Source organism: Nostoc sp. (genome assembly GCF_036917415.1).
Lineage (GTDB): Bacteria > Cyanobacteriota > Cyanobacteriia > Cyanobacteriales > Nostocaceae > Nostoc.
Map to the genome: position 1 here is coordinate 57,340 of NZ_JBALDJ010000124.1, position 24,764 is coordinate 82,103.

19 protein-coding genes are annotated in these 24,764 nt (G+C 42.9%); 17 read left to right on the forward strand and 2 right to left on the reverse strand.

Annotated features, from left to right (window positions below):
- Nucleotides 1-82 precede the first annotated feature (82 nt).
- The 14 genes from V7K41_RS30590 to aroF all read left to right on the forward strand — a co-directional run bounded on the left by V7K41_RS30590 (nucleotide 83) and on the right by aroF (nucleotide 18,746).
- Nucleotides 83-1,342, forward strand: a complete 1,260-nt coding sequence (locus V7K41_RS30590) for a ScyD/ScyE family protein (RefSeq protein WP_334854266.1) — start codon at nucleotides 83-85, stop codon at nucleotides 1,340-1,342.
- Between the two features lie 127 nt (nucleotides 1,343-1,469).
- A complete protein-coding gene (locus V7K41_RS30595) occupies nucleotides 1,470-2,846 on the forward strand; it encodes a ScyD/ScyE family protein (protein ID WP_334854267.1) in 1,377 nt (458 codons plus the stop codon).
- Between the two features lie 175 nt (nucleotides 2,847-3,021).
- A complete protein-coding gene (gene scyF / locus V7K41_RS30600; protein WP_334854268.1) occupies nucleotides 3,022-4,218 on the forward strand; it encodes a scytonemin biosynthesis PEP-CTERM protein ScyF in 1,197 nt (398 codons plus the stop codon).
- Nucleotides 4,219-4,561: 343 nt separating this feature from the next.
- Nucleotides 4,562-5,851, forward strand: coding sequence for a glycosyltransferase family 4 protein (locus V7K41_RS30605; RefSeq protein WP_334854269.1), 1,290 nt, complete (start codon nucleotides 4,562-4,564; stop codon nucleotides 5,849-5,851).
- Nucleotides 5,852-5,869: 18 nt separating this feature from the next.
- On the forward strand, nucleotides 5,870-6,928 hold the full coding sequence (gene tyrA / locus V7K41_RS30610) for a bifunctional chorismate mutase/prephenate dehydrogenase (protein WP_334854270.1): 1,059 nt from the start codon (nucleotides 5,870-5,872) through the stop codon (nucleotides 6,926-6,928).
- A gap of 37 nt (nucleotides 6,929-6,965) precedes the next feature.
- Nucleotides 6,966-8,159 carry a 3-dehydroquinate synthase gene (locus V7K41_RS30615; RefSeq protein WP_334854271.1) on the forward strand — a complete coding sequence of 398 codons (1,194 nt, stop codon included), beginning with the start codon at nucleotides 6,966-6,968 and terminating at the stop codon, nucleotides 8,157-8,159.
- A gap of 537 nt (nucleotides 8,160-8,696) precedes the next feature.
- Entirely contained in the window at nucleotides 8,697-10,901 is a 2,205-nt protein-coding gene (locus tag V7K41_RS30620) for an anthranilate synthase (protein ID WP_334854272.1), read from the forward strand.
- Between the two features lie 167 nt (nucleotides 10,902-11,068).
- The gene (trpC, locus tag V7K41_RS30625; RefSeq protein WP_334854273.1) at nucleotides 11,069-11,902 is read left to right on the forward strand and encodes an indole-3-glycerol phosphate synthase TrpC; all 834 of its coding nucleotides are present in this window, start codon (nucleotides 11,069-11,071) and stop codon (nucleotides 11,900-11,902) included.
- Nucleotides 11,903-11,949: 47 nt separating this feature from the next.
- Nucleotides 11,950-12,156, forward strand: a complete 207-nt coding sequence (locus V7K41_RS33060; protein ID WP_442943315.1) for a hypothetical protein — start codon at nucleotides 11,950-11,952, stop codon at nucleotides 12,154-12,156.
- Between the two features lie 48 nt (nucleotides 12,157-12,204).
- A complete protein-coding gene (gene trpA, locus V7K41_RS30630; RefSeq protein ID WP_334854274.1) occupies nucleotides 12,205-13,038 on the forward strand; it encodes a tryptophan synthase subunit alpha in 834 nt (277 codons plus the stop codon).
- A 274-nt stretch (nucleotides 13,039-13,312) separates the two neighbouring features.
- On the forward strand, nucleotides 13,313-14,542 hold the full coding sequence (locus tag V7K41_RS30635; RefSeq protein ID WP_334854275.1) for a tyrosinase family protein: 1,230 nt from the start codon (nucleotides 13,313-13,315) through the stop codon (nucleotides 14,540-14,542).
- Between the two features lie 189 nt (nucleotides 14,543-14,731).
- The gene (gene trpB, locus V7K41_RS30640) at nucleotides 14,732-15,961 is read left to right on the forward strand and encodes a tryptophan synthase subunit beta (protein ID WP_334854276.1); all 1,230 of its coding nucleotides are present in this window, start codon (nucleotides 14,732-14,734) and stop codon (nucleotides 15,959-15,961) included.
- Nucleotides 15,962-16,404: 443 nt separating this feature from the next.
- A complete protein-coding gene (gene trpD / locus V7K41_RS30645; protein WP_334854277.1) occupies nucleotides 16,405-17,526 on the forward strand; it encodes an anthranilate phosphoribosyltransferase in 1,122 nt (373 codons plus the stop codon).
- A 119-nt stretch (nucleotides 17,527-17,645) separates the two neighbouring features.
- On the forward strand, nucleotides 17,646-18,746 hold the full coding sequence (aroF, locus tag V7K41_RS30650) for a 3-deoxy-7-phosphoheptulonate synthase (RefSeq protein ID WP_334854278.1): 1,101 nt from the start codon (nucleotides 17,646-17,648) through the stop codon (nucleotides 18,744-18,746).
- Between the two features lie 223 nt (nucleotides 18,747-18,969).
- Here aroF and V7K41_RS30655 read toward each other — a convergent pair whose 3' ends face one another.
- Nucleotides 18,970-19,782, reverse strand: a complete 813-nt coding sequence (locus V7K41_RS30655) for an SDR family NAD(P)-dependent oxidoreductase (protein WP_334854279.1) — start codon at nucleotides 19,780-19,782, stop codon at nucleotides 18,970-18,972.
- Between the two features lie 208 nt (nucleotides 19,783-19,990).
- On the opposite strand from V7K41_RS30655, the gene V7K41_RS30660 reads away from it, so the two are divergent.
- Complete coding sequence (locus tag V7K41_RS30660; protein ID WP_334854280.1) at nucleotides 19,991-20,959, forward strand: threo-3-hydroxy-L-aspartate ammonia-lyase; 969 nt, start codon at nucleotides 19,991-19,993, stop codon at nucleotides 20,957-20,959.
- An 87-nt stretch (nucleotides 20,960-21,046) separates the two neighbouring features.
- On the opposite strand, the gene V7K41_RS30665 is transcribed toward V7K41_RS30660, so the two are convergent.
- Nucleotides 21,047-21,736 carry a hypothetical protein gene (locus tag V7K41_RS30665; RefSeq protein WP_334854281.1) on the reverse strand — a complete coding sequence of 230 codons (690 nt, stop codon included), beginning with the start codon at nucleotides 21,734-21,736 and terminating at the stop codon, nucleotides 21,047-21,049.
- Between the two features lie 749 nt (nucleotides 21,737-22,485).
- On the opposite strand from V7K41_RS30665, the gene V7K41_RS30670 reads away from it, so the two are divergent.
- Together V7K41_RS30670 and V7K41_RS30675 are read left to right on the forward strand one after the other, a co-directional pair.
- Nucleotides 22,486-23,802: an amino acid permease gene (locus tag V7K41_RS30670; protein WP_334854282.1), complete on the forward strand. Its 1,317-nt coding sequence runs from the start codon at nucleotides 22,486-22,488 to the stop codon at nucleotides 23,800-23,802.
- 190 nt (nucleotides 23,803-23,992) lie between these two features.
- Nucleotides 23,993-24,538: an RNA 2'-phosphotransferase gene (locus tag V7K41_RS30675; protein WP_334854283.1), complete on the forward strand. Its 546-nt coding sequence runs from the start codon at nucleotides 23,993-23,995 to the stop codon at nucleotides 24,536-24,538.
- Nucleotides 24,539-24,764 lie beyond the last annotated feature (226 nt).

Consider the following 24,764-nt stretch of genomic DNA (forward strand, 5'->3'; position numbering starts at 1 on the left):
GGCGTTACTCTGCGCTTCCCTCAGCGTTCTCTGCGTTTAAAATTCACCCCTCAATTCCCCACGATTACCTGTATTGCAACACATGAAATTCAAGCCACTTACTATTACTATCCTCACTTTTTGTGTTGCCGCTTTTTCGGGAATGAAAGCTGCGTCAGCCGCATCCTTTTCAGTAATCGCCGACGGTCTATATAATGCTGGTGGTCTGAGCTTTGGCCCTGATGGTAATCTCTATGTTACAGAGGCGGGAATCGGGGGAAGTGGCGCTTGTGTTCCACCAGCAAGCGGTCAAGGTGATTCTTTATGCTATGGCACAAGTGGGGCAGTTACCAAAATTGAGAATGGTAAAACCGAGCGCATACTTACAGGACTTCCTTCTATAGCATTACCAGATGGTACTGGAGCGGGTGGCCCTCGTGATATCCAATTTGATTTGAAAGGTAAACCTTATGTTCTGATTGGGTATGGGGCGAATCCAGCCTTTCGCGATCGCAATTTGGGTAACACTGACCTTGGTAAAATCATTGCTCCCGACTTTAATACCAATTCCTGGACGAGTGTTGCTGATATAGCTAACTATGAACTCGCTAAAAATCCCGATGGTGGTGATGTCGGTAGCAATCCCTTGGGTTTTGTCATAGATGGGAATAATTTAGTTGCAGTTGATGCAGGTGCAAACGACTTATTCCGTGTGAATACTGCTGGTAGTAACTTGCAAGCTATTACTACTTTTCCCCAAGACATATTAACTAATCCCATCTTTCCACCTTCTGATACCCCATCCAATGAACCGGCACAGGTTCCATCTCAAGGTGAAGCGGTGCGATCGCAGTTTGCAACTCAAGCAGTACCCTCAAGTGTGGCAAAAGGCCCTGATGGCGCTTATTACGTCAGCCAATTTACCGGGTTTCCTTTCGCTGAAGGTGGCGCAAAAATCTATCGAGTCGGTGCTGATGGAACACCAACAGTCTTCGCCGATGGTTTTACCCAACTCACAGACTTGCAATTTGATTCTGCGGGCAATTTATATGCTTTGCAGTACGCCAATCAGTCAGCCTGGAAGGGTAATTTTGATGGTTCTGTAATCAAAATAGCTCCCGATGGCACACGCACAACTCTTCTAAGTGGCAATGGATTAGAGTCGCCTAGCGCCCTGACTATTGGTTCTGATGGTGCAGTATACGTCACAAACCGAGGCGATCGCCCTGGTCAAGGACAAGTTCTCAGAATTGAAAATACCAAGTCTATTCCTGAACCTGATTCTGCTTTAGGTGTATTAGCGATCGCTGCCTTGGGTTTTGGTTGGTTGCACAAGAAGAGAGAGCTACCAAACCTCCCATAAATGGAGCCGTGGCCCTCAAATAAAGAGTTTCAAACCAATCCTGCGTTCCTCAAAGACTGCGATTCGTTGTCTTTAAAACCATAAAAGTTTCCACAAACAAATTATTTAACTCTCAATCTCCAAAGGTATGAAACTCAAGTCATTTGCTCTTACATCTGTTACATTTTGTTTTACCGCTATTTGTGGAACACTATCTGCACAAGCTGCAACGCTAACGACAATTGTCGATGGAGTTAGTAATGCACGAGGTTCTAGCTTTGGCCCTGACGGCAGTCTCTACGTAGCAGAGCCAGGTATCGGCGGTAACGGAAATTGTCAACCATCTCCGAGTACGTTGTTTCAGCCTATTTGTGCTGGTAATAGCGGCTCACTGGTGAAAGTTTCACCAAACGGTACCAAACAGCGTATACTTAATAACTTTCAGTCTTTAGCAGAGCAACCCACTGGCAACCAAGGTGCTGGTATTCAAGACATACAATTTGACTCTAAAGGGAATGCTTATCTGCTGACTGGCTTTGCTGGTTATCCAGGAAACCGCGATCTAGCAACACTTAATCTTGGTTCGCAATCCTCACTCCCACCACAGCAACTTGCGACTTTCCCGCCATCAACACCCGATAAAGTTTTGAATACACCGCTTCTAGCACAACTGTACCAAGTTGACTTGAACACCGGATCTCTCACCAGTATTTTTGACTTTGCCAAGAATGAAATCACCAAAAATCCAGATAAAGGGGATGTAGTTACCAATCCCTATGACCTGACTATTAATGGCGATAGTGCTTATGTGGTTGATGGGGGTGGGAACACTGCTTACAAAATTAAACTTGATGGAAGTAAGTCTGAGGCGATCCCAATTCCGAAAAACATCATTAGTAACTCCGACTTGCCACCAGGATTACAATTACCTCCTGGGCTATTAGAACAGCTTCCAGGAGGAAAAACAGCAATTCAATCAGTACCTACAGGTGGCGCAATTGGCCCCGATGGAGCTTTATATGTTGGTGAATATACGGGTTTCCCTTATCCAGAAGGTAAATCACGGATTTTCCGTATTGGCGATGATCTCAAACCAGAAGTTTTTCTAGATGGATTTACGCATATCACCGACCTAACCTTTGATAAGAAAGGCGATTTGCTGGTTTTACAGTTCAGCGACACCTCCCAGTTAGGGGGTGACATCACAAATCTACCTGGTTCTCTGATCCAAATTGCTCCTGACGGCACTCGCACAACACTCGTTGCCGCAGGTCAAGGGCTAGATTCGGCTGATGGAATTGATATTGGTCCTGATGGCAAGATTTATATTACCAATCGCGGTGTCGGTCCAGGACGAGGGGAGGTTGTTCGGGTGGATGGTATCGTTACACAAAGAGTCCCCGAACCTGGTTCAATAGTCGGCTTATTAGCACTTGCTGGTGTAGGCGCAACTACTGCGATCGCCAAGCGCAAACGTCCAGCAAAGTTGGGTGAAGAGTTGCTAGCCAAAGCAGAGACTGTCTGATTCCTCTTTAACTGGCTCTATCGACGAATGCTTACAGAATAGGCTGCTGCCTCACACCGAAAGTTGCATTTCAAACAAGAGGCAGCAGCCTAAATTACCGGGTTCCCAAATTGGGACTGGGAACAAATATTAGTCTAGGAAAGAGTATAACTCATACAACCAGGACTTCAAACTCATGGGATTAGTCAAAAATTTGTCAATCGGCATTCTCGGTACTGGATTCATGGTGTTGGCAACAGCAGCCCAAGCCAAGGCTGTAACATTAACTTACGACAGAAGTATCGGTAGTCCTGGCTTCGGCCCTGGGCAACTGTTTGTTCCCCAAGGCATAGCAGTGGATAGCCAAGGGAATACCCTTATATCTAACGGACGCGGTGTTAACCCGGATGGTACTCCTAACTACAACCTCGGTGACAAAATTGAAAAATTTAGTCCAAGCGGTGAGTATATTGGAGCAATTGGCTCCGGCGGCACAGGACCCGGACAGTTTGACGAGCCAACAACTGTAGACTTTAATCCCGTAACAGGGGATTTGTATGCAGGTGATGTTTACAACAACCGCATCAATCAATTCGATCCTCAGGGTAACTTTATTAGATCCTTTGCAAACGGAGATTTTACCCCTCGTGTAAATGATAGGATTTTCTTTGGACCATCTGGTGTGACTTTTGACAAAACTGGCAACGTTTACGTAGGTGATTTTAACGGCGAAAGAATCCTTAAATTTACACCTGACGGAAAGCAAATTGGTGTCATTGGTGGCACTCTGGGCACTGCGCTTGGAGAAACTCAAGGTGTAGCAGGTATAAGAATTTCGCCAGTCAGTGGAAATATCTTTCTAGCTGACCAGTATAACAACCGCGTTCAAGTACTCGATCCAAATGGTAAAGCTCTGTACGCATTTGGTTCAGCAGGTAGCGGACCTGGACAGCTTCTTCAGCCAATTGGCATCGAAGTGGACGACCAAGAGAATGTTTATGTAGCTGATTCTATCAACAGCCGCGTTCAGGTATTTGATAAAAACGGTAACTTCTTGACTTCCTACGGTCAACCAGCCCTAGATGCATCAGGCAATTTAGTCCCGCCTCCAGGATTAACTGACCCCCCATTTGGCAATCCCCTCGACCTCACACCAGGCAGATTTAACTGGACGGGTGGTACAAGCCTCAAAGATGGCAAGCTTTATGTGGGCGATTTCTTCCAAGGTCGCGTCCAAGTGTTAAACGTACAAGGCACAAGGAAAGTACCAGAACCTAGTTCAGCATTGGGTTTAGCATTGCTTGGATTTGGAGCTGCTACCGTCACATTGCGCAAACGCGGACAACAAAAGCCTGTCTTCAGTTTAGAGAAGGAATTACAAAAACAGTGCTAAGTTCTGATGCTTGAGTAACAGTTTGGTAGGGTGTGTTAGCCAAGGGCATAATGCACCATCTCAAAAATTTTGGTACGTTACGCTTCGCGGTAACACAACGCCAGTTGCTACAACGGATAGCGCAGCGTAAAGCCTTCGGCATAGCTTCGCTTAGAGCGAGTACTCAAGCGTCGGGAACCTCCCGAAGTTCTAATCAAAGGAAGCCTCCGCTCAGACTTCTCTTCGCAACGCACTGGCTCCCCTACGAAAATTTCAGGTTATTAAATCCAAAACAAGGGAGATAAAAACTGGATAACACAACAAAGCCAACATTATCAAGGTGCTTCCAGGACATTAACAGCTCATGCACATTCTAATTTATTCATACAATTATCATCCAGAGCCAATTGGTATTGCACCTTTGATGACTGAACTAGCAGAAGGGCTGGTAAAGCGAGGGCATCAAGTGCGGGTAATCACAGGTATGCCAAACTATCCTCAGCGTCAGATTTACGATGGGTATCGAGGGAAGTTATACGTTACTGAACAGAAAAATGGTGTCAAAATTCAGCGTAGTTACCTGCGGATTAAGTCCAAACCTAACCTTGTAGACAGGCTACTGCTAGAGTTGAGCTTTGTCTTTACGAGTTTGCCACAAGCTCTTAAAGGTGAGCGACCTGATGTAATTCTCTTAACAGTGCCGCCGCTACTAGTTTGCTTACCTGCAACCTTAATAGCTTGGCTATACAATTGCCCAGTAGTGCTGAATGTGCAAGATATTCTCCCGGAAGCTGCCGTGCGTGTTGGGCTAATTAAAAATAAGTTGATGATTCAAGCTCTGGAGGCTTTAGAGAAATTTGCCTACCGAACTGCACATACCATTAGCGTGATTGCCGATGGCTTTGTAGATAATTTAATAAATAAAGATGTACCGGCTAATAAAATTGCCTGCATTCCAAATTGGGTAAATCTAAATTTTATCCGCCCTTTACCCAAGGAGAATAACTCGTGGAGAGCTAGCCATCAACTTGATGATAAATTTGTAGTGTTTTATTCAGGTAATATTGCTCTGACGCAAGGTTTGGAGACAGTAATAGAAGCAGCAGCTCGGTTGTGTCATCTAAAAGAAATTGTCTTTGTCATAGCAGGTGAATCTCAAGCTCTGGAAAGGTTGCAAAAACATTGTCTTGCTTGTGGTGCAGATAACGTTTTGCTTTTACCATTGCAACCGCGAGAAAAACTACCGCAAATGTTGGCAGGCGCAGATGTGGGGTTGATTGTGCAAAAGAGCAATGTGATTTCTTTCAATATGCCTTCTAAAATACCACTGCTGTTAGCTAGTGGTCGCCCAATTGTCGGTTCAGTTCCCGCCGCTGGTACTGCTGCCAAAGCTATCAAAGAAAGTGGTGGCGGCATTATCGTTGAGCCAGAGTCAGCAGATGCTTTGGCCGTTGCGGTATTATATCTATATAATCAGCCTGAATTAGCAGCGCAATTAGGCAGCAAAGGAAGAAAGTTTGCGGTAGAAAACTATTCCTTTGAGCAAGCGCTAGATCGGTATGAAGAGTTATTTTCTGATGTGATTGCCAAAGAAGCAACAACTTTGGATATCTTGCCCGAAATGAGTTCTAAAGAATCATTTGTTGATATTTGAAAATTGGGGACAGGAAAAATGCCTTTGAAATCCTCTTATTCAGATCGGCTGAAAAAAACTGACCAAAGGTTGATTGCCTTGTTGAGCGATCGCATATCATTATTAGCAGCATCAGAACAACCTTCTTTAGATGAACAATTGGCTGATGTCGCTCCCCTACTCGCCAAAGCTGGTATTCCTGAGTCTGTTTGGGCAGGTGTAGTAAATAGTTGTTATGCTACTCTAATTCCTAAATCTGAAACAAATCATCTCAGTCCCCGAAAAATTACGATCGTCGGTGGATGCGGCAGGATGGGAAGATTATTTAAAGAGCAACTTTCGTTAGTAGGTAACAATGTTAGCGTTCTGGAACATGATGATTGGGAATATGCAGAGCAACTGTTAAGTCAGGCAGAATTAGTATTAGTAAGCGTTCCTATTGAACATACAGTTGATGTTATCAAGCGTGTAGCTAAATACCTCGCCCCAACTACCGCTTTGTGTGACATCACGAGTATTAAAGTACAGCCAATTCAGGCGATGCTCGAACATCATTCCGGGCCAGTCATGGGTTTACATCCAATGTTTGGGCCAAACATAAAATCGTTTTTTGGACAAAAAGTAGTGGTGTGTCCAGGTCGAAACGATGATTCATTTAAATGGTTTTTAGACTTTTTTAAAAGTCAAGGTGGAGAGTTAATTGTTTGCACACCTGAAGAACACGATCAAATGATGGTGATTATTCAAGCAACCCAACATTTCTGTAGATTTAGTCTTGGCGTTTTCTTAGCAGAAGCAAAAATTGACATAGAGCAGAGTTTAACAATGTCAACTCCTAACTACCGTCAAGAAATTGATATTGTTAAACGTTTGTTTTACCAAAACCCTCACTTATGTGTGGATATTATGCTAGCTACAGAAGAAAGGTGTGATGCAATTAGCTTTTTAGCTGATACTTACAGCCGTTTGGCAAAACTGGTAGCAATGAAAGACAGAGACGCATTAATTCAAGAATTTGAAAATGCTCAAAGCTTTTTGGAAGAGAAAATTAACACTTTTCTACAGCCTTTAAACACAACTGTTAAAGCGGCTATCTAACGAGATTTTCAACCAAAGATGCACATAAATAAAAAATATGATCGTTAACATCAAGCAAAAAAGTAGATTAATTCATCAACGTGTTTCGGTTACTTTCGACTACGAGGTTTACTTCACCCAAAATTTATTTGAGTTGAAAAATCCCACACTAGCGCAAGTGATTGCAGCAGATGGGGAGACTAAGCCGAAGAAAGTAGTTGCAGTGGTAGACGCAGGAATATTAAAGTATCAACCTGAATTGGTGAAACAATTAGTCGCGTATACCAAGTTTTATGGAGAGGTACTAGCGATCGCAGCCCAACCAATGATAATTTCAGGAGGAGAAGCTGCCAAAAACGATCCCACTTTAGTAGAGCAAATCCAGCAAGTAATTGAAGCTGCCGGATTATGTCGTCACTCCTACATATTAGCGATCGGGGGCGGGGCGGTGTTGGATTTAGTAGGATATGCAGCCGCAACTGCTCACCGGGGAATTCGTCTAATTCGGGTTCCGACAACGGTGTTGGCGCAAAATGATTCTGGGGTTGGCGTAAAAAACGGCATCAACGCTTTTGGTAAAAAGAACTTTCTCGGCACATTTGCGCCACCTTATGCAGTTATAAATGACTCTGCGTTCTTGACAACTTTAGACGATCGCGATTGGCGTTCTGGAATCGCAGAAGCAGTCAAAGTGGCGCTGATTAAGGATGCTAGCTTTTTTGATTTGATCCACTCTCACACCGCAGCCCTGAAGCGGCGAGATATGGACACTATGCAACAGGTTATCTACCGTTGCGCCCAGTTGCATTTAGAACATATTGCCAATGGCGGCGATCCTTTTGAAATGGGTTCGTCTCGTCCCCTGGATTTTGGACATTGGGCGGCTCATAAACTGGAGCATTTAACAAATTATCGCTTGCGTCATGGTGAAGCAGTTGCGATCGGTATCGCTTTGGATAGCACCTATTCTTATTTGGTAGGGCTGCTGGATTGTTCGGAGTGGCAACGGATATTAAATACTTTATTGGCTTTGGGTTTCACGTTGTATGTGCCAGAACTAGCTAAGAATTTATCAGAATTGGAAGATCCTCATTGTTTGTTTTGGGGTTTGATTGAATTTCGCGAACATTTGGGGGGAGAGTTGACTCTGACACTGTTACAAAGGATTGGAAAAAGTATTGAGGTTCATGAGGTGAATTTGTCTTTGTATAAGCAAGCAATTTCGCTGTTGCGGGAGGCGAGGGGGAATTAAACGCAAAGAAGGCTGAGGGAAGCGCATACAATACAGTTCGGTTAAGATCCCCCCGCCTACGGCGACCCCCTTAAAAAGGGGGTAAAAGAGGGTTGTGAGCAAGCCTTTTTAAGGGGGGTTGGGGGGATCTTCGAGGAATAAACACGTTAACCGAACCGTATTGGAAGCGCATAGGCGCTTCGCCTTCCCGTAGGGTAGAAACGCAGAGGTGTTATGAGATTATTTACTACTTTTGGGGGAGGCAGAGATTTTTAAATAGGGTTGTTGGTAAATGTACTAGAAAAGCAGTATAAAAAGCGAATAAATTGACACCCAATCGAAAAATTATTCAATGTATTATTTGCTTGACATCTAGTACTGTTAAATAAGAAGCAAAAAGTTGTTTATGACATTTTTTAGACAGAATACAGGAATTAAAATAAGTTGACTTAGATTGACAGCACATTATCTAAGTTTGCTACTGCTTTAAAAATAATTACTAATAACCAATGGTTGCTTATTGATAATTGACTAATAACTATTTCAGAGAAATTAATCATGATTTTTGATTCCCGTTCTTACAAAACCATTAGCGGTGTAGGTGTTTCTCGCTCCATCACTGAAGTTAAGATGGACACTGCCCTCGAAGATATTCTGTTCCATTTAAATTCTCAGCGTGGAGGCTTGCTAAGGAGTAGCTACGAATATCCAGGCAGATACAAAAGATGGGCGATCGGATTTGTCAATCCACCGTTAGAATTGACTACACAGGAAAACGCTTTTACTTTGATAGCGTTGAATGAACGCGGTCAAGTACTTTTACCATTTCTGTTAGAGCGCCTATCCCAGTCAGAGCAACTTGAGAAAGTCACCCAAGATAATAACAATATTGTCGGCTTTATTAAACCTTCAAAAAAACTATTTACTGAGGAAGAACGCAGTAAACAGCCTTCATCATTTACAGTTGTCCGCGAAATTCTATATACTTTCTCTAGTCAAGAAGATGAGCATTTAGGCTTGTATGGTGCTTTTGGTTATGACTTAGTTTTTCAGTTTGAACCAATTACCCAACGTCTGGAACGTCCAACAGATCAACGGGATTTAGTGCTTTATCTGCCTGATGAATTGATTGTTGTTGACTACTATCAGCAACGTGCATTTCGTCTCCAATATGAATTTGAAACAGCGCATGGCAGCACGAAGAATCTTCCTAGAACAGGTGAGTCTGTAGATTATCGCGGCAAACATCTTCTACCGCATCAAACTGCTGACCATAAAGTAGGCGAATATGCGAAAAAAGTTGAGGTTGCACTCGATTATTTCCGCCGAGGCGATTTGTTTGAAGTTGTTCCTAGTCAAAACTTTTTTGAAGGCTATGAAGACGAACCCAGCAAACTATTTAACACTTTAAAGGAAATCAATCCTAGTCCTTATGGATTTATTTTTAATTTAGGTGGCGAATATCTAATTGGTGCATCTCCAGAAATGTTTGTGCGGGTTGAAGGTAGGCGGGTTGAAACTTGTCCAATCAGTGGCACTATTAGCCGGGGACAAGATGCTCTTGATGATGCGGTGCAAATTCGTCAGTTACTCAACTCTCACAAAGATGAAGCCGAGTTGACCATGTGTACTGATGTCGATCGCAATGACAAATCCCGAATCTGCGAACCTGGTTCGGTACGAGTCATTGGTCGTCGCCAAATTGAATTATACAGCCACCTGATACATACAGTAGATCATGTTGAGGGTACACTGCGATCGCAATTTGATGCTTTAGATGCTTTTCTATCGCATACATGGGCAGTTACAGTCACCGGCGCACCCAAAAGAGCAGCAATAGATTTTATTGAACAGCACGAAAAGAGCGCCCGACGTTGGTATGGTGGAGCAGTCGGCTATTTAAATTTCAACGGGAATTTAAATACTGGCTTAATTCTGCGGACAATCCGATTAAAAGACTGCATCGCCGAAGTGCGAGTTGGGGCTACTGTCCTTTATGACTCCATACCCCAAGCAGAAGAACAAGAAACAATTACCAAAGCTGCTGCTTTATTTGAGACGATTCGGCGTGTAAAGCAAACGAGTCAGAAAATTGATGAGTCTAGTTCTCTAAAATTAAGTAAACACGTTCCAGGTGTAAAATCTGGCAAACGCATCTTATTAATAGACTACGAAGACTCATTTGTTCATACCTTAGCTAATTACATTCGCCAAACTGGTGCAAGCGTCACCACACTCCGTCATGGTTTCTCGGAATCGCTATTCGATACAGAACGTCCTGACTTAGTTGTTTTATCTCCTGGGCCTGGTAGACCAAGTGATTTTGGAGTTCCCCAGACTGTTGGCGCCCTTCTGCATCGCCAAATTCCTATTTTCGGAGTTTGTTTAGGATTGCAAGGCATCGTTGAAGCTTTTGATGGCGAGTTGGGAGTTCTCAACTATCCTCAACATGGTAAATCTTCACGGATTTTCGTTACCGATTCCAATTCTGTCACCTTCAAAAACTTACCGGAATCCTTTACAGTGGGTAGATACCACTCATTGTTTGCCCTACCGCAACGTTTGCCAAAAGAACTGAAAGTAACAGCGATTTCTGATGACAACGTAATTATGGCCATTGAACACCAGACACTTCCCATCGCCGCCGTTCAATTTCATCCAGAATCAATCATGACTTTAGCCGGAGAAGTCGGTTTGGAAATCATTAAAAATGTTGTGCATACATATACGCAAACCAAAGAGTCATTAGTCATTGGTCATTAGTCATTAGTCATTAGTCATTGGTCACTGGTCATTGGTCATTGGTCATTGGTCATTGGGTATTGGTTATTAATTATTCTCCCCCTGCCCCCCCTGCCCCCCCTGCTCCCTGCCCCCTGCCCCCTGCCCCCTGCTCCCCCTCCCCCCTGCCCCCTGCTTCATAACAGATTATGACTAACCGAGTTGCCCCTCCCCGCCATATTCTCGAAGAGATTGTGTTGCATAAAAGGCAAGAAGTCGCACGAATGCAGCAAGAATTGCCTTTAGCCTCGTTGCGACAACAGTTAAATGCAGCCCCGACTGTGCGAAATTTCTTGACTGCTTTGCAGTCAAATACCAATCAACCGAGCTTAATTGCCGAGGTAAAAAAAGCATCACCTAGCCGTGGGATTATCCGCGCAGATTTTGACCCAATAGCTGTTGCTCAAGCTTATGAACGAGGCGGTGCAGCTTGTTTATCAGTCCTGACTGACCAAAAGTTCTTTCAGGGCAGTTTTGATAATCTGCGGAGCGTGCGATTAAAAGTAGCATTACCGCTACTGTGCAAGGAGTTTATCATCGATCGGTATCAAATTTATTTAGCACGAACAGCAGGTGCAGATGCAGTCTTGTTGATTGCCGCCATTTTATCAGATCGAGAACTCCAAGATTTTTTGCAAGTAATTCACGATTTGGGCATGAATGCACTGGTAGAAGTCCATACCTTAGCTGAACTGGATCGAGTGCTAAAGCTTGACAACTTACATTTAGTAGGAATCAACAATCGCAATCTAGAAGATTTTACTCTTGATTTAGGAACAACCCAGCAACTTTTAGCAGAGCGTCAACAACAATTACAAAGCTTAAATATCACCGTTGTTAGCGAATCTGGACTGTATACACCTGCTGATTTATCTCTTGTCGCTGAGGCTGGTGCGCGTGCGGTTTTGATTGGAGAGTCTTTAGTTAAACAAAGCAATGTAGAACAAGCTGTACGGGAGATTTTACTAATTCGTAATTCGTAAATCTAAAAAAAGAAGCTCTGATACTCGTTAACGGAGCTAAAAGCCTCATTCACGAGTATCAAAGACTCGTTGACGGAGTTCAAAGACTCGTTGACGGAGTTCAAAGACTCGTTAACGGAGTTCAAAGACTCGTTGACGGAGTTCAAAGACTCGTTGACGGAGATAAAAGACTCATTAACGGAGATAAAAGACTCATTCACGAGTATCTAAGACTCGTTAACAAAAAATTTAGCATGGGCATCGTTAATTGCTAAGTGTTAATTATTCCAAAACTATTAACCAATCATTAACTATTTTTCAGCATGACCTCTATCTCCGATTCCTTTCAAATTTTACGCGATCGCCAACAGTGTGCTTTAATCCCCTTTATCACAGCAGGCGACCCTAACTTAGAAACCACCGCCGAAGCTTTACGCATCTTAGATCGCAACGGTGCTGACTTTATCGAGTTGGGCATTCCCTACTCCGATCCTCTCGCAGATGGGCCTGTGATTCAAGCAGCAGCAACCCGCGCTTTGCAAAAAGGCACTAAATTAGAGCAAGTGCTAGAGATGTTGCATATGGTGATTCCTAGCCTAAAAGCGCCGATAATTCTATTTACTTACTACAATCCCATTTTGTACCGGGGTATTAAGTCGTTTTTGGCGCAAATTGCCACTGCTGGGGTGCAAGGGTTGGTAGTACCAGACTTACCCTTAGAAGAAGCAGAAGAATTAATCCAGACTGCTGCATCTTTCGGAATTGAGGTAATTTTACTCGTAGCTCCTACCAGTTCTCAAGATAGGATTGAAGCGATCGCTCGTCAATCTCAAGGTTTTATCTACCTGGTTAGCGTTACAGGCGTTACAGGTATCCGCGCTCAAATCCAAGACCGCGTAGAGCATTTAATTACCGAGTTGCGAAGCGTCACCAATAAACCCATTGGCGTTGGTTTTGGCATCTCAGCACCAGAACAAGCACATCAAGTCATGGAATGGGGAGCAGATGCAGTGATTGTTGGTAGCGCCTTTGTTAAACGTTTAGCTGAAGGTAGCCCAACTGAAGGATTGCAAGCTGTAGAAGAATTTTGTCGAGAACTTAAAACAGCCATTACAGAAAGTCGGCACGAAAGTCCATCTCTTCAAGAAGTGCGATAAATTCACTTGCAAATTTAGGGAGTGGGGAATAGGCAATCAGTATCAATTATTTCTCTTTCTTCCCCCCGCCCCTCTGCTCTAGGGTATATACACAAGTCAAATTACCTCCCTTAATCCAATACAGTTCAGTTAAGAAAAATTGTAGGTTGGGTTAAGCAAAGCGCAACCCAACAAAGCCCAGGAAATGTTGGGTTTCGTTCCTCAACCCAACCTACACAGTTTAAGATTTTTGGCGCTAACCCAAGCGTATTGCCCCTCTGCTTCCATTAAGATAATGAAATCACTGCTGAAATCTGTCAAAATATTAATTTATAGCGTACTTATAGTTAGCAGCTGTGCGCTTACAGTCTTTGCCCACGATCGCGTTGACCACGGACAATACAAATACCATTGGCATTATAATTTTCCAGGGCAATACGCTCAATTAGCTGTAAGAAAGAACGTAACTGACCTAACACAAAGAGAGAAAACAGCCTTTGTCAATGCTATCAAAACCTTAAAAACTGTAATACCCGCAGGTAGCAAGCTCAGTATTTACGACCAATTCGTTGCCATACATCTAGGAGCAACACGCTTAATTCATAACCATAAAGGACATTCCAATGGTTCCGTCCAAGAACTTGCTCATGAAAATGCCGCATTTTTCCCTTGGCATCGAGAATATATCCGCAGATTTGAACAAGCTCTGCAAGCAGTAGACCCAACTGTTACTCTGCCATACTGGGATTGGACAGACCCCAAATCAATTGATGTGGTTTTTAACGATGACTTTCTTGGTTCTAACGGTCAAGGAGTAACCATCAAAATTCCCAATCAGGGAAATTTTACAGGCGGCGCTGTGCCTGGGGCTTTCTCTGCTGCAAATGGCTGGGTGATGAATCCAGCATTAAACATTGACCCAGATACTGGCAAATCCTTAGGTACATCACTTGTCCGCTTTCTAAGACTACCTCCTGCCAGTGATTATCCTGTGCCCAAAAAAGATGTTGAGCGTGCCCTTGCTCTTAATAACTATTCTCTATTTCGCGCTGCTTTGGAAGGATTTATCTCTGTAGATGAGCAGGGTAAAGTCACCCCCGGAGGATTCATCCATAATTACATTCATGGCTTAGTCGGTGGGGTACAAATAGACGCAAGTACAACACCCATAAAGTTTAAGGGTTTGGGTACGATGGGCAATATACCAAGTTCGCCCTATGACCCAGTATTTTGGTTACATCATGCGAACGTAGACCGCCTCTGGGCTGAATGGCAAGAAAACGGTCATCAAGGTAGCAATTTTTATCCTCCCGATGGTCATAGTCAGCCTTACGGACACAACCTTAAAGACCTAATGTGGCCTTGGGACGGCGGGATGTCTACCCCCAAAGCTACGGCGTTAGGAGATTTACTAGCCCTATTACCAAAATTTAACTCTGACGATTTGGTGCGCCCTATAGACGTTTTGAATCACAGAAACCTGGGCTATACCTACGAAACCTGGGAAAGGAAAACGCAAAGATAATTCCTCTTTTCTCTGTGCTCTCTGCGCGGCAGTCGCTCATGGGGGAAACCCCCAAGACCGCGCTGCCTTGCCTCTGTGGTTCAATAAAATACTTTTAAACCGCAGAGGCACAGAGAACGCAGAGATTTTAAGAGTCATCTTGAATAGAACGAAAGTAAAAAATACTTGAACATGAAAGGATTTTAACCAGTGGTAAACATACTAAACATCCAAACTGCAACTGTGCAACCAGATTCTTTGGGCAGATTTGGAAAATTCGGCGGTAAATATGTCCCGGAAACCTTAATGCCTGCATTAAGTGAATTGGAAGCGGCGTATCACCAATATTGCAATGAGCCGAGTTTTCAAGCAGAACTGCAAAACTTAATGCGTGATTATGTAGGACGACCCAGCCCATTATATTTTGCTGAACGCCTGACAGCAAATTACGCTAGACCAGATGGCACGGGAGCGCAAATTTATTTAAAGCGCGAAGATTTAAATCATACAGGCGCTCACAAAATTAATAATGCTTTGGCTCAGGTTTTGCTAGCCAAGCGCATGGGTAAGCAACGGATTATTGCTGAGACAGGTGCAGGTCAACATGGCGTAGCAACTGCAACTGTGTGTGCGCGATTTGGTTTGAAATGTGTGATTTACATGGGCGTCCAGGATATGGAACGCCAAGCCCTGAATGTGTTTCGCATGAAATTAATGGGTGCAGAAGTTCGACCAGTGGAAGCAGGTACAGGAACTCTCAAGGATGCGACTTCTGAAGCAATTCGAGATTGGGTGACGAATGTAGAAACAACTCATTACATCCTGGGTTCAGTTGCTGGGCCTCATCCCTACCCGATGATTGTGCGTGACTTCCACGCGGTAATTGGTGTAGAAACTCGCGCTCAATGCCAAGAAAAATGGGGAGGACTACCAGATATTTTACTGGCTTGCGTAGGTGGAGGTTCCAACGCGATCGGCTTATTCAATGAGTTTGTGCATGAACCTTCGGTGCGTCTAATCGGAGTCGAGGCGGCAGGTGAAGGTGTAAATACAGAAAAACACGCTGCTACCTTGACAAAAGGAAAAATAGGTGTATTGCACGGTGCAATGAGCTATTTACTGCAAGATGATGACGGTCAAGTAATCGAAGCTCATTCAATTAGTGCCGGATTGGATTATCCCGGTGTTGGCCCTGAGCATAGTTATTTAAAGGATCTTAGTCGCGCCGAGTATTACAGTGTTACCGATAAACAGGCTTTAGATGCATTTCAAAGGCTTTCGCAATTAGAGGGGATTATTCCAGCTTTAGAAACAGCTCATGCGATCGCTTATCTAGAAACCCTTTGTCCCCAGTTAACAGGCAATCTCCGCATCGTCATCAATTGTTCCGGCAGAGGTGACAAAGACGTCCAAACCGTCGCCAAAGTCCTAATTCCTTAATTTGTCATCTGTCATTTGTCATTTGTCCTTTGTAAATGACCGAGACAATTTTAGATTTTAGATTTTGGATTTTGGATTAAATCGAAATCATTTGACTGAGCGAAGCCGTTCGCGTAGCGTTCCGCAGGAAAGTCTAGAATCTAAATGCATGTTTCAAGCCCCAGACTTCAGTCGGGAAGAAAATTCAAAAGTTTTCAATATTTAAGCCTCTTCTTTATAAGGAGAGGTTAATCCAAAATCGTAAATCCAAAATCTAAAATTGGTTGACCAATGACCAATACAACTCTTGGAGAGGCTGCGCCCTAAGCGTAGCTATGCCGCAGGCTTTACGGCTTCTTTACGAGGGGCTGTTCGCGTTCTCTCAGTACAAGTGATCGATAACCAATGCCCAATGCCCAATGCCCAATGCCCCATGCCCAATGCCCAATGCCCAATGACAAATTATGATAGCTTTAACTCAAACTCCACCTGAAAACATCTCCATCCCTTCTGATTTATACAACTGGCCAGCTTTATTACAACAGTTGCTAAATCGGCAATCGTTGACGGTTTCCCAAGCTGCGGATCTGATGCAAGGTTGGCTCACAGATGCCATTCCCGATGTCCTCTCAGGAGCGATTTTAGCCGCAATTCAAGCTAAAGGCGTATCTGCCGAAGAATTAGTCGGCATGGCCACTGTTTTACAATCCCTAAGTTCCACACTCAGCACTCAGCACGGGCTAAACGCCCCGCTACCGCTAACACCACTCAGCACTCTAATTGACACCTGTGGAACTGGTGGAGATGGTGCTTCAACCTTTAATATTTCTACCGCTGTCGCCTTTGTTGCCGCCGCCGCCGGGGTAAAGGTTGCCAAACATGGCAATCGCTCGGCATCCAGCAAGACTGGTTCTGCTGATGTGCTGGAAGCTTTGGGGATAAATCTCAATGCCACTCCTGAAAAAGTACAAGCCGCAGTTGGCGAAGTTGGAATTACCTTTTTGTTTGCTCCCGGTTGGCATCCTGCACTCAAAGCGATCGCAACTTTGCGAAAAACTTTGAAGGTGCGGACTGTTTTTAACTTGCTCGGCCCGCTAGTAAATCCCATGCGGCCGACAGGGCAAATTATTGGTGTGAATGACCCGCTTTTACTGGAAGAGATTGTTCAAGCTTTATCGCAATTGGGATGTCAGCAAGCGATCGCCCTCCACGGACGCGAACGTTTAGATGAAGCTGGTTTAGCAGATGTCACTGATTTGGCTGTACTCCAAGATAAAAAAGTCCATTCTCTAACGCTGAATCCTCAAGAACTTGGTTTGAGTTTTGCACCTACTGTGGCGCTACACGGTGGAGATGTTCAAGAAAATGCCGAAATCTTGAAGGCAGTTCTCCAAGGTAAAGGCACGCAAGCGCAGCAGGATGTAGTCGCTTTAAATACAGCCCTAGCACTGCAAGTTGGTGAAGCCATTCATGGGGAAACGGATATTTTAGCAGGTTGTGTTAAAGGTATTGTCCTTGCCAAGAAAATTCTGCAAAGCGGTGCTGCTTGGACAAAACTAGAACAACTTGCTGAATTTTTGCGCTAGACGAACCTCTCCTACGAGGAGAGGGAAGAGCAATGAAAAAATAAAGTTTTTAAGCCTCTCTCCGCTTCGGGGAGAGGTTTGGAGAGGGGTCATGACGAACTATACACAAGGAAAAATAAATGATTATCATACTTAAAAGCGGTACACCTGTTGAGGAAATTACTCGCATCAGTCAAGAACTGAGTGAAACTTGGAAAGTTACGGTAGAAAAAAGCATTGGCACTCATAAAATTGTGCTAGGGCTAATTGGTGATACCACTAGCATCGATAAGTTACAGGTTCAAGAGTTCAGCCCTTGGATTGAGCAAGTATTACGGGTGCAACAACCTTTCAAGCGGGTAAGTCGAGAATTCCGAGATGGAGAAGCTAGCGAGGTTGTTGTACCGACACCTAACGGTGATGTCTATTTCGGCGAACATCATCCGATCGTAGTGGTAGCTGGGCCTTGTTCCGTTGAAAATGAAGCGATGATTGTCGAAACGGCAAAGCGCGTGAAGGCAGCAGGGGCACAGTTTCTGCGTGGCGGAGCCTACAAACCTCGCACTTCACCCTATGCGTTTCAAGGTTATGGTGAAAGCGCTTTAGATTTATTAGCAGCAGCGCGGGAAGCTACTGGTTTGGGTATTGTCACAGAATTGATGGATGCTGCTGATTTATCAGCAGTGGCGAGAACAGCTGACATAATCCAAATCGGAGCTAGGAATATGCACAACTTTTCGTTGCTGAAAAAGGTAGGCGCTCAAGATAAACCCGTGCTGCTGAAGCGGGGAATGTCTGCCACAATTGACGAGTGGTTGATGGCAGCAGAATATATTTTGGCATCTGGAAACCCTAATGTAATTCTTTGTGAGCGGGGAATCAGAACCTTTGATGGTAAATATGCCAGGAATACTTTAGATTTATCAGTGCTTCCGGTATTGCGATCGCTAACCCATTTACCGATTATGATCGATCCCAGTCATGGTACTGGTAGGTCTGAATATGTTCCATCGATGGCAATGGCTGCCTTAGCAGCTGGTACAGATGCCTTAATGATTGAAGTTCACCCCAATCCGGCTAAAGCTTTATCCGATGGGCCCCAATCTCTCACCCCTGATAAATTTGACCGCTTAGTTCAAGAAATGTCAATTCTGGGCAAAGTAGTCGATCGCTGGCCTACACCTGCATTCGATCGCATTGGTGAAAGCCAAATTCTCCTCACACCAGAACTTTCAAAGTAGATAGACTATAAACCAATACAGTTCAGAATGAGCAACAAAACTCTGATTGTAGAGACGCGATAAATCGCGTCTTAAAAAACCAATTATCTACACCAATAACCCTTAACCCAAGCGTATTGGACTATAAACCAATTTTTTGCAAATGGTTAAACCCGATCGACAGATTCTTTCATCTGAAAAATCCGTTGGTCGGGTTTTCTTGAAAAGAGTATAAAATCTCGAACTACCTATTTCTTTTAAGTTCGTGCATACTTCTGACAACCTTTGTGACTAAATTTCTGGGCGTAAATCTGACGCTTTCAGTCAATATCTTATTTCTCATCCCAGGAACAACAACAGTTTTGTTTTTCATTAAGCCCCGATAACCAATCCTAGCGACGGTTTCCGTATCCATCATTCTGTTAACGCTAGCAATCTTTGAATCTTCCATTGCAGCATTTTGTTGGAATTCCGATGCTGTTGGCCCTGGACAAAGAACAGTCACGCTGACACCTGTACCCTCTAATTCATTAGCGATCGCTTCTGAAAATGATAATACATAGGCTTTAGTAGCAAAATAAACTGCCATTAGAGGCCCTGGTTGAAAAGCAGCTGCTGAGGCCACATTTAATATTTTTCCATAGTTTTGCTCAACCATATCTTTGAGGAACAATTTAGTTAAATGAGTCAGGCTGACCATATTTACCTGAAGCATTTTCAGTTCAATGTTGAGGTCTGTTTCGCTAAATACTCCATAAGTACCAAAGCCAGCATTGTTAACTAGCACATCAATCTTGATGGATGCTTGCTGTAGTTCTGTAAAAATTTCTTCTGGAGATGTAGGAATAGATAAATCCTTAACAAAAGTTTTGACGCAAATGCCATATTTTTGCGGAAATTCATCTATAATTTCAGTAAGTTTTTGTTCATTCTTATCTACTAACACAAGATTATAATTATGACGAGCAAAAATCTGGGTTAATTGATAGCCTATCCCACTAGCCGCTCCTGTAATTAGTGCAGTTTTTTTTTGCCGACTTTCAGATGTTTTATTCATGCTAAAAAAATGGCGAACGTGAATTAATTAATTTAAGTTTTATAAATTTAGCTACAGCAATATATAATGTTCGCTGTAGCTATTTCTATGCAGACAACAAATGATGCTATCTACCTGAAACGAGTATGCTGCAATCAAGAATAGTAAACGCAAATATAAAAAACTGTATCTATATAAACAAGAGCAAGAATATTTAATATCGTCATCAATGGCACAGCATAATTCCGTTAATATAACTGACGTGCAAGCAGCACAGAAGCGAATTTTGGGGATTGCCCACCGCACACCCGTGCTGACTTCTAGAATTGTTGACGATCGCACCAATAGCCAAGTATTCTTTAAGTGCGAAAACTTTCAACGCACGGGGGCATTTAAATTTAGAGGTGCGTACAACGCTCTAGCCCAACTATCAGTAGCAGAAAAACAAACAGGCGTTCTCACCTATTCATCAGGAAATCATGCCCAAGCGATCGCTTTAGCTGGACAATTACTCAATATTCCCACCACCATTGTCATGCCTGATGATGCACCTGTTGTCAAACAAATTGCTACTCGTGGTTATGGTGCAGAGATAATTTTATACAATCGCCAAGAAACAAACCGGGAAGAATTAGCTCAAAATCTAGCACGCGATCGCAATCTCACACTCATTCCTCCTTACGATCATCCTCATGTAGTCGCTGGACAGGGGACAACTGCTTTAGAACTGATCCAAGAAGTCGGTGAATTGGACTTGGTATTAGTTTGTTGTGGCGGTGGCGGATTACTTTCAGGGTGTGCGATTGCAGCCAAAGCACTTTTACCCAATTGTAAAGTCATCGGGGTAGAACCAGCCCTTGCCGACGATGCTACCTGCTCCTTTCACACCAAAATTCTGCAAACAGTCAAAAATCCTGATACCATCGCTGATGGTGCGCGGACTCCTAGCCTTGGTCAAATTACTTTCCCGTTAGTGCTACATTACGTCGATGATATGGTGACGGTATCTGAAGAAGCGATTCTTCGCACCATGTTTTTCTTGTGGGAACGTCTGAAAATTGTAGTTGAACCCACTGGGGTACTTGCAGCAGCAGCCTTACTCGAAGGTGTGGTGACAGCACCAGAGGCGAGGATTGGTGTCATCATTAGTGGTGGAAATGTAGATTTGGCGCAAGTTTGTAAATTATTTTCTCAGTAGGATTGTAATTAAAAACATTGTTTCCAGGTTCATTATGTATGGTTCTGTCGTGAATTTGATAGATGGGGCTTCTAAATAGTCCCATATTTAATTGATTATCCTGGATAAAGAACTTTTTTTATAGTATTGGCTAATTACTAAACTTGCTCCAATTAAACCGATACCAATTAAACTTGTAGTCGCCCTTGGTTCTGGAACCTCTTGAGGAGTTTGCAAGGTAAAATTCAGTTTGGCTAAACCTTGAGAAGGGGTTCCAGAGGGATTAATTTGGTCTTGTTCAGTAAAAGTGATTGTGCCTGTAGCATTTTGGAATAAACCTGTTCCTCCAAAGATGGTAATAGTACCACCACCTTTGATAAAGCCTTCGGCAAAATTAATTTCAGCGCTGTCACTTGCTTTGCCAAATAATTCATTAGCACCACCATAATACCTGTCAGAAAACGCGAGTTCGTCCTCTAAACCAAACACGCTTGGGTTTGAGTTAAAAGTATATTTATTAATCGATGGATTTTCAATAGGCTCAAGTTTACCATAGTCATTACTAACAAAGAAATCCAACCCATAAGGAGCCTTTTTGGTACTTTCACCTTTGATAGTTGCTCTAATAATTCCTAAGTCTGGTCTGAAGGTTGGGTCAAAAGTGACAAATGTATTGTAGTCAACACTAAACGTATAATTATTATAATTATCTTGTGCTTTTGCACTTTGCATATTTGAGCCTAAACTGACTATAGTTAAGGTCGCAGTAATCAGCCAGCCTATACGTGAACCAAACATATTTGTCCTTTTTTGATTAAAATAACAAAGTTACCTAATGTAAAAATTCGGTTTAACTTTAAAAAAATATAAGTATTTTATGGTGGGTAATACCCTGAACACCTTGAGATGGTGCGTATTGCCACCCTCAGAGCAAGTTACAAAGTATAGATTTACTTGATAAATAGCCTCTAATATTGATTAAACAAATTTTTTACAATGTGAGTTAATACACTTTTTTAATAACTCCTAAAAATTAGGATAAACTTTTTTATTTGCAACTTCAATGATTTATTTATTGATATTGAATGAATTATTTTTCTATCTAGTTGCATAAAATCTTGGATAAATAGTGATAAAAGTGTGTTAGAAAAGTTTTGAGGAGTCAACTTTTATGCCAGTCGCCTCACTATAAGACGGATCATGGCAAGGTAGATAAAGGTCTCTGATGTTTCGGTGATGTTTCGGGCAATAACTTATAGTCTCTGACGAATCGATGACACCCCATCAGCTTTCTCATAAGTACGCTCGACTACAAGGGCGTTTTTTTTAAGCAACACAAAGACCTTGGTTTGCTCTGGTCGCAGAACCACTGCATAATCCAACCGCACTCATTCTATCACCCACTGCATGAACGGCTCACAGTCATTGCCGCCATCAACGAGCGAGGGTTTTAAAACGAGATACCTATCAGGGTTTTCTTAAAGAATATTTACATATTATTTACATATGTTAATATTAACTTTTTGGTTTAAGTGTGGATATTCACTATGGTTCCCATAAAGACTGTTCTCCAAGATTCAGAGCAAGTTACTCGGTTGTTTTCTCATCTCGAATTTGATGGAAAAAAACTCAATCATCAACCAGGTAGTGTATTTGGGAGTACTGCTTTGATTGCAGGAACCACTGTTGGGGCTGGGATTCTCGCCCTACCAGCCGTTACCCTGCCATCTGGTATTGTGCCATCCACATCTGGACTAATTGCTGTTTGGCTCTACGCTTTAGTGTCAGGGTTATTGGTTGCAGAAGTTACCTTAAACACGATGCGAACAGAAGGGCATTCGAGTATAGGTTTTTTGGGAGTTGTTGAGAAAATCCTTGGTAAGCTGGGAGCGCGAATTGCTGGCGGTGCATATTTATTCATGCACTATGCTCTGTTGGTGGCATACATCACCGAAGGCGGAGAGATTTTAGGAGCGGCGGCGGCAAAAGTCTGGGGTATGCAGATATTGCCTACATGGGTGGGCACAATGGCTTTCACGCTCTTATTTGGTGGGATTATGTATCTTGGGCGAGAAAAATTTATTGAGAAATTAAACAGCGCCTTTGTCGGAATTGTCATCGTTTCCTTCTTAGGACTATTATTTTTGGGAGGAAGACATATTCAGAGTGCCCAACTATTATTTCAAAACTGGAGTGCCCTCGGCAGTGCCATTTCAGTGATGTCTGTGGCGCTGTTTTTCCAAAACGTTGTGCCGCTAGTTGTGAAGCAACTCGAAGGGGATGCCCGCAAAATTCGTCAGTCCATCTTTATTGGTTCTGTAATTCCTCTAATTATGTTCTTGGCGTGGAATGCCGTAATTTTAGGAAGCGTCAGTCCCGATATGCTACATAGCACTTCTGATAATACAAGTGTTTTCGATCCACTACAAATTCTCCGAGGAGGTAGTGCGGGGCAATGGTTAGGAGTGCTAGTATCCATTTTTTCAGAGTTTGCGATCGTCACATCATTCATTGGGTTTGTGTACGGGTTACTGGATTTGTTTAAAGATATTTTCTTGCCTACACAGTGGCGACTTTCTAGCCGCTTACCCCTCTATTCGCTGGTTCTTTTCCCGCCGATGACTCTCGGAACGCTCAACCCCAGCATCTTTTTTACTGCCCTAGATTACACTGGAACATTTAGTATTTCAGTTCTAGGTGGAATTATTCCGGCATTAATGAGTTGGAAGCAACGTCAAGAACAAGAAAACTCAGATAGCACAAATCAACCACTCGTTCCTGGCGGAAAGGTGACACTCATTTTGATGTTTGGAGTGGCATTAGCCATTATGGGAAGACAAATTCTGTCAATTTACACCAAATAAAACCATCAATAAAAGTTATAATGTAATATAAGAAAATCTATTTGTAGTATAAAAATGCTAACCATAATTAAACTGCAACGCGAGAGTCATTAGTCCTTAAGATACTACACCAATTCTTTAAGATAGTTTGAATTAGCTAATGACCAATGACCAATGACCAATGACCAATGACCAATGACTACTTCATCAAATGAGTGATTCTCGCCTCGTCAAAATCAGCAAATATCTCAGCAAATATCTGCGACATACACCGGATGCCATTGGAATTAAACTTGCTCCTGGTGGTTGGGTTGCTGTTGAGGACTTACTTACCGCTTGTACTCAAAACAAGTTTCCGATTACCCGCCAGGAATTACAAGTGGTAGTTGAATTCAACGAGAAACAGCGCTTTTCTTTTGATTCTACAGGTAATTTTATTCGTGCGAACCAAGGACATAGTGTAAAAGTCGATTTACAATTAGAAGCTGTTGTTCCTCCAGATGAGCTTTATCACGGCACAGGACGCAAATCTGTAGAGTTAATTTTGCAAACAGGACTTTGCAAAATGTCGCGACATCATGTCCATTTATCAAAGGATATAGAAACAGCACAAACTGTTGGTGCAAGGCATGGAAAACCAGTGGTTTTTGCTGTAAATACTGCGGCAATGCATCAAGCAGGTTACATCTTCTATTGTTCTGCTAATGGTGTTTGGTTAGTCGATAGCGTGCCACCTGAATATCTACAAAAAATTTGAATTTTAACAAAACAGAATATTAAAATAATTCGTAATTCGTAATGATGCTCGCGGACTCGCTACCGCTACGCTAACGTAATTCGTAATTACGTCGTTTGGTGACGGGGATTTAGACGCCGACCCCAAACGTGCTGCTTGATAGAGGCAGGGGACTTAAAAGAGTGAAAATTAGTTAAAACGATATTTGCAAAGAAGTTGCATAATGCGGAAGTTGCAACAATGACTG

What these genes read in the sequence shown, in the direction of transcription:
- V7K41_RS30620 (WP_334854272.1), top strand. Translation starts at nt 8,697, where the DNA reads ATGATTTTTGATTCCCGTTCTTACAAAACCATTAGCGGTGTAGGTGTT.
- trpD (WP_334854277.1), top strand. Translation starts at nt 16,405, where the DNA reads ATGATAGCTTTAACTCAAACTCCACCTGAAAACATCTCCATCCCTTCT.
- trpC (WP_334854273.1), top strand. Translation starts at nt 11,069, where the DNA reads ATGACTAACCGAGTTGCCCCTCCCCGCCATATTCTCGAAGAGATTGTG.
- scyF (WP_334854268.1), top strand. Translation starts at nt 3,022, where the DNA reads ATGGGATTAGTCAAAAATTTGTCAATCGGCATTCTCGGTACTGGATTC.
- V7K41_RS30590 (WP_334854266.1), top strand. Translation starts at nt 83, where the DNA reads ATGAAATTCAAGCCACTTACTATTACTATCCTCACTTTTTGTGTTGCC.
- V7K41_RS30660 (WP_334854280.1), top strand. Translation starts at nt 19,991, where the DNA reads ATGGCACAGCATAATTCCGTTAATATAACTGACGTGCAAGCAGCACAG.
- V7K41_RS30665 (WP_334854281.1), bottom strand. Translation starts at nt 21,736, where the DNA reads ATGTTTGGTTCACGTATAGGCTGGCTGATTACTGCGACCTTAACTATA.
- tyrA (WP_334854270.1), top strand. Translation starts at nt 5,870, where the DNA reads ATGCCTTTGAAATCCTCTTATTCAGATCGGCTGAAAAAAACTGACCAA.
- V7K41_RS30595 (WP_334854267.1), top strand. Translation starts at nt 1,470, where the DNA reads ATGAAACTCAAGTCATTTGCTCTTACATCTGTTACATTTTGTTTTACC.
- V7K41_RS30605 (WP_334854269.1), top strand. Translation starts at nt 4,562, where the DNA reads ATGCACATTCTAATTTATTCATACAATTATCATCCAGAGCCAATTGGT.
- V7K41_RS30670 (WP_334854282.1), top strand. Translation starts at nt 22,486, where the DNA reads ATGGTTCCCATAAAGACTGTTCTCCAAGATTCAGAGCAAGTTACTCGG.
- aroF (WP_334854278.1), top strand. Translation starts at nt 17,646, where the DNA reads ATGATTATCATACTTAAAAGCGGTACACCTGTTGAGGAAATTACTCGC.
- V7K41_RS30655 (WP_334854279.1), bottom strand. Translation starts at nt 19,782, where the DNA reads ATGAATAAAACATCTGAAAGTCGGCAAAAAAAAACTGCACTAATTACA.
- V7K41_RS30675 (WP_334854283.1), top strand. Translation starts at nt 23,993, where the DNA reads ATGAGTGATTCTCGCCTCGTCAAAATCAGCAAATATCTCAGCAAATAT.
- V7K41_RS30635 (WP_334854275.1), top strand. Translation starts at nt 13,313, where the DNA reads ATGAAATCACTGCTGAAATCTGTCAAAATATTAATTTATAGCGTACTT.
- V7K41_RS30615 (WP_334854271.1), top strand. Translation starts at nt 6,966, where the DNA reads ATGATCGTTAACATCAAGCAAAAAAGTAGATTAATTCATCAACGTGTT.
- trpA (WP_334854274.1), top strand. Translation starts at nt 12,205, where the DNA reads ATGACCTCTATCTCCGATTCCTTTCAAATTTTACGCGATCGCCAACAG.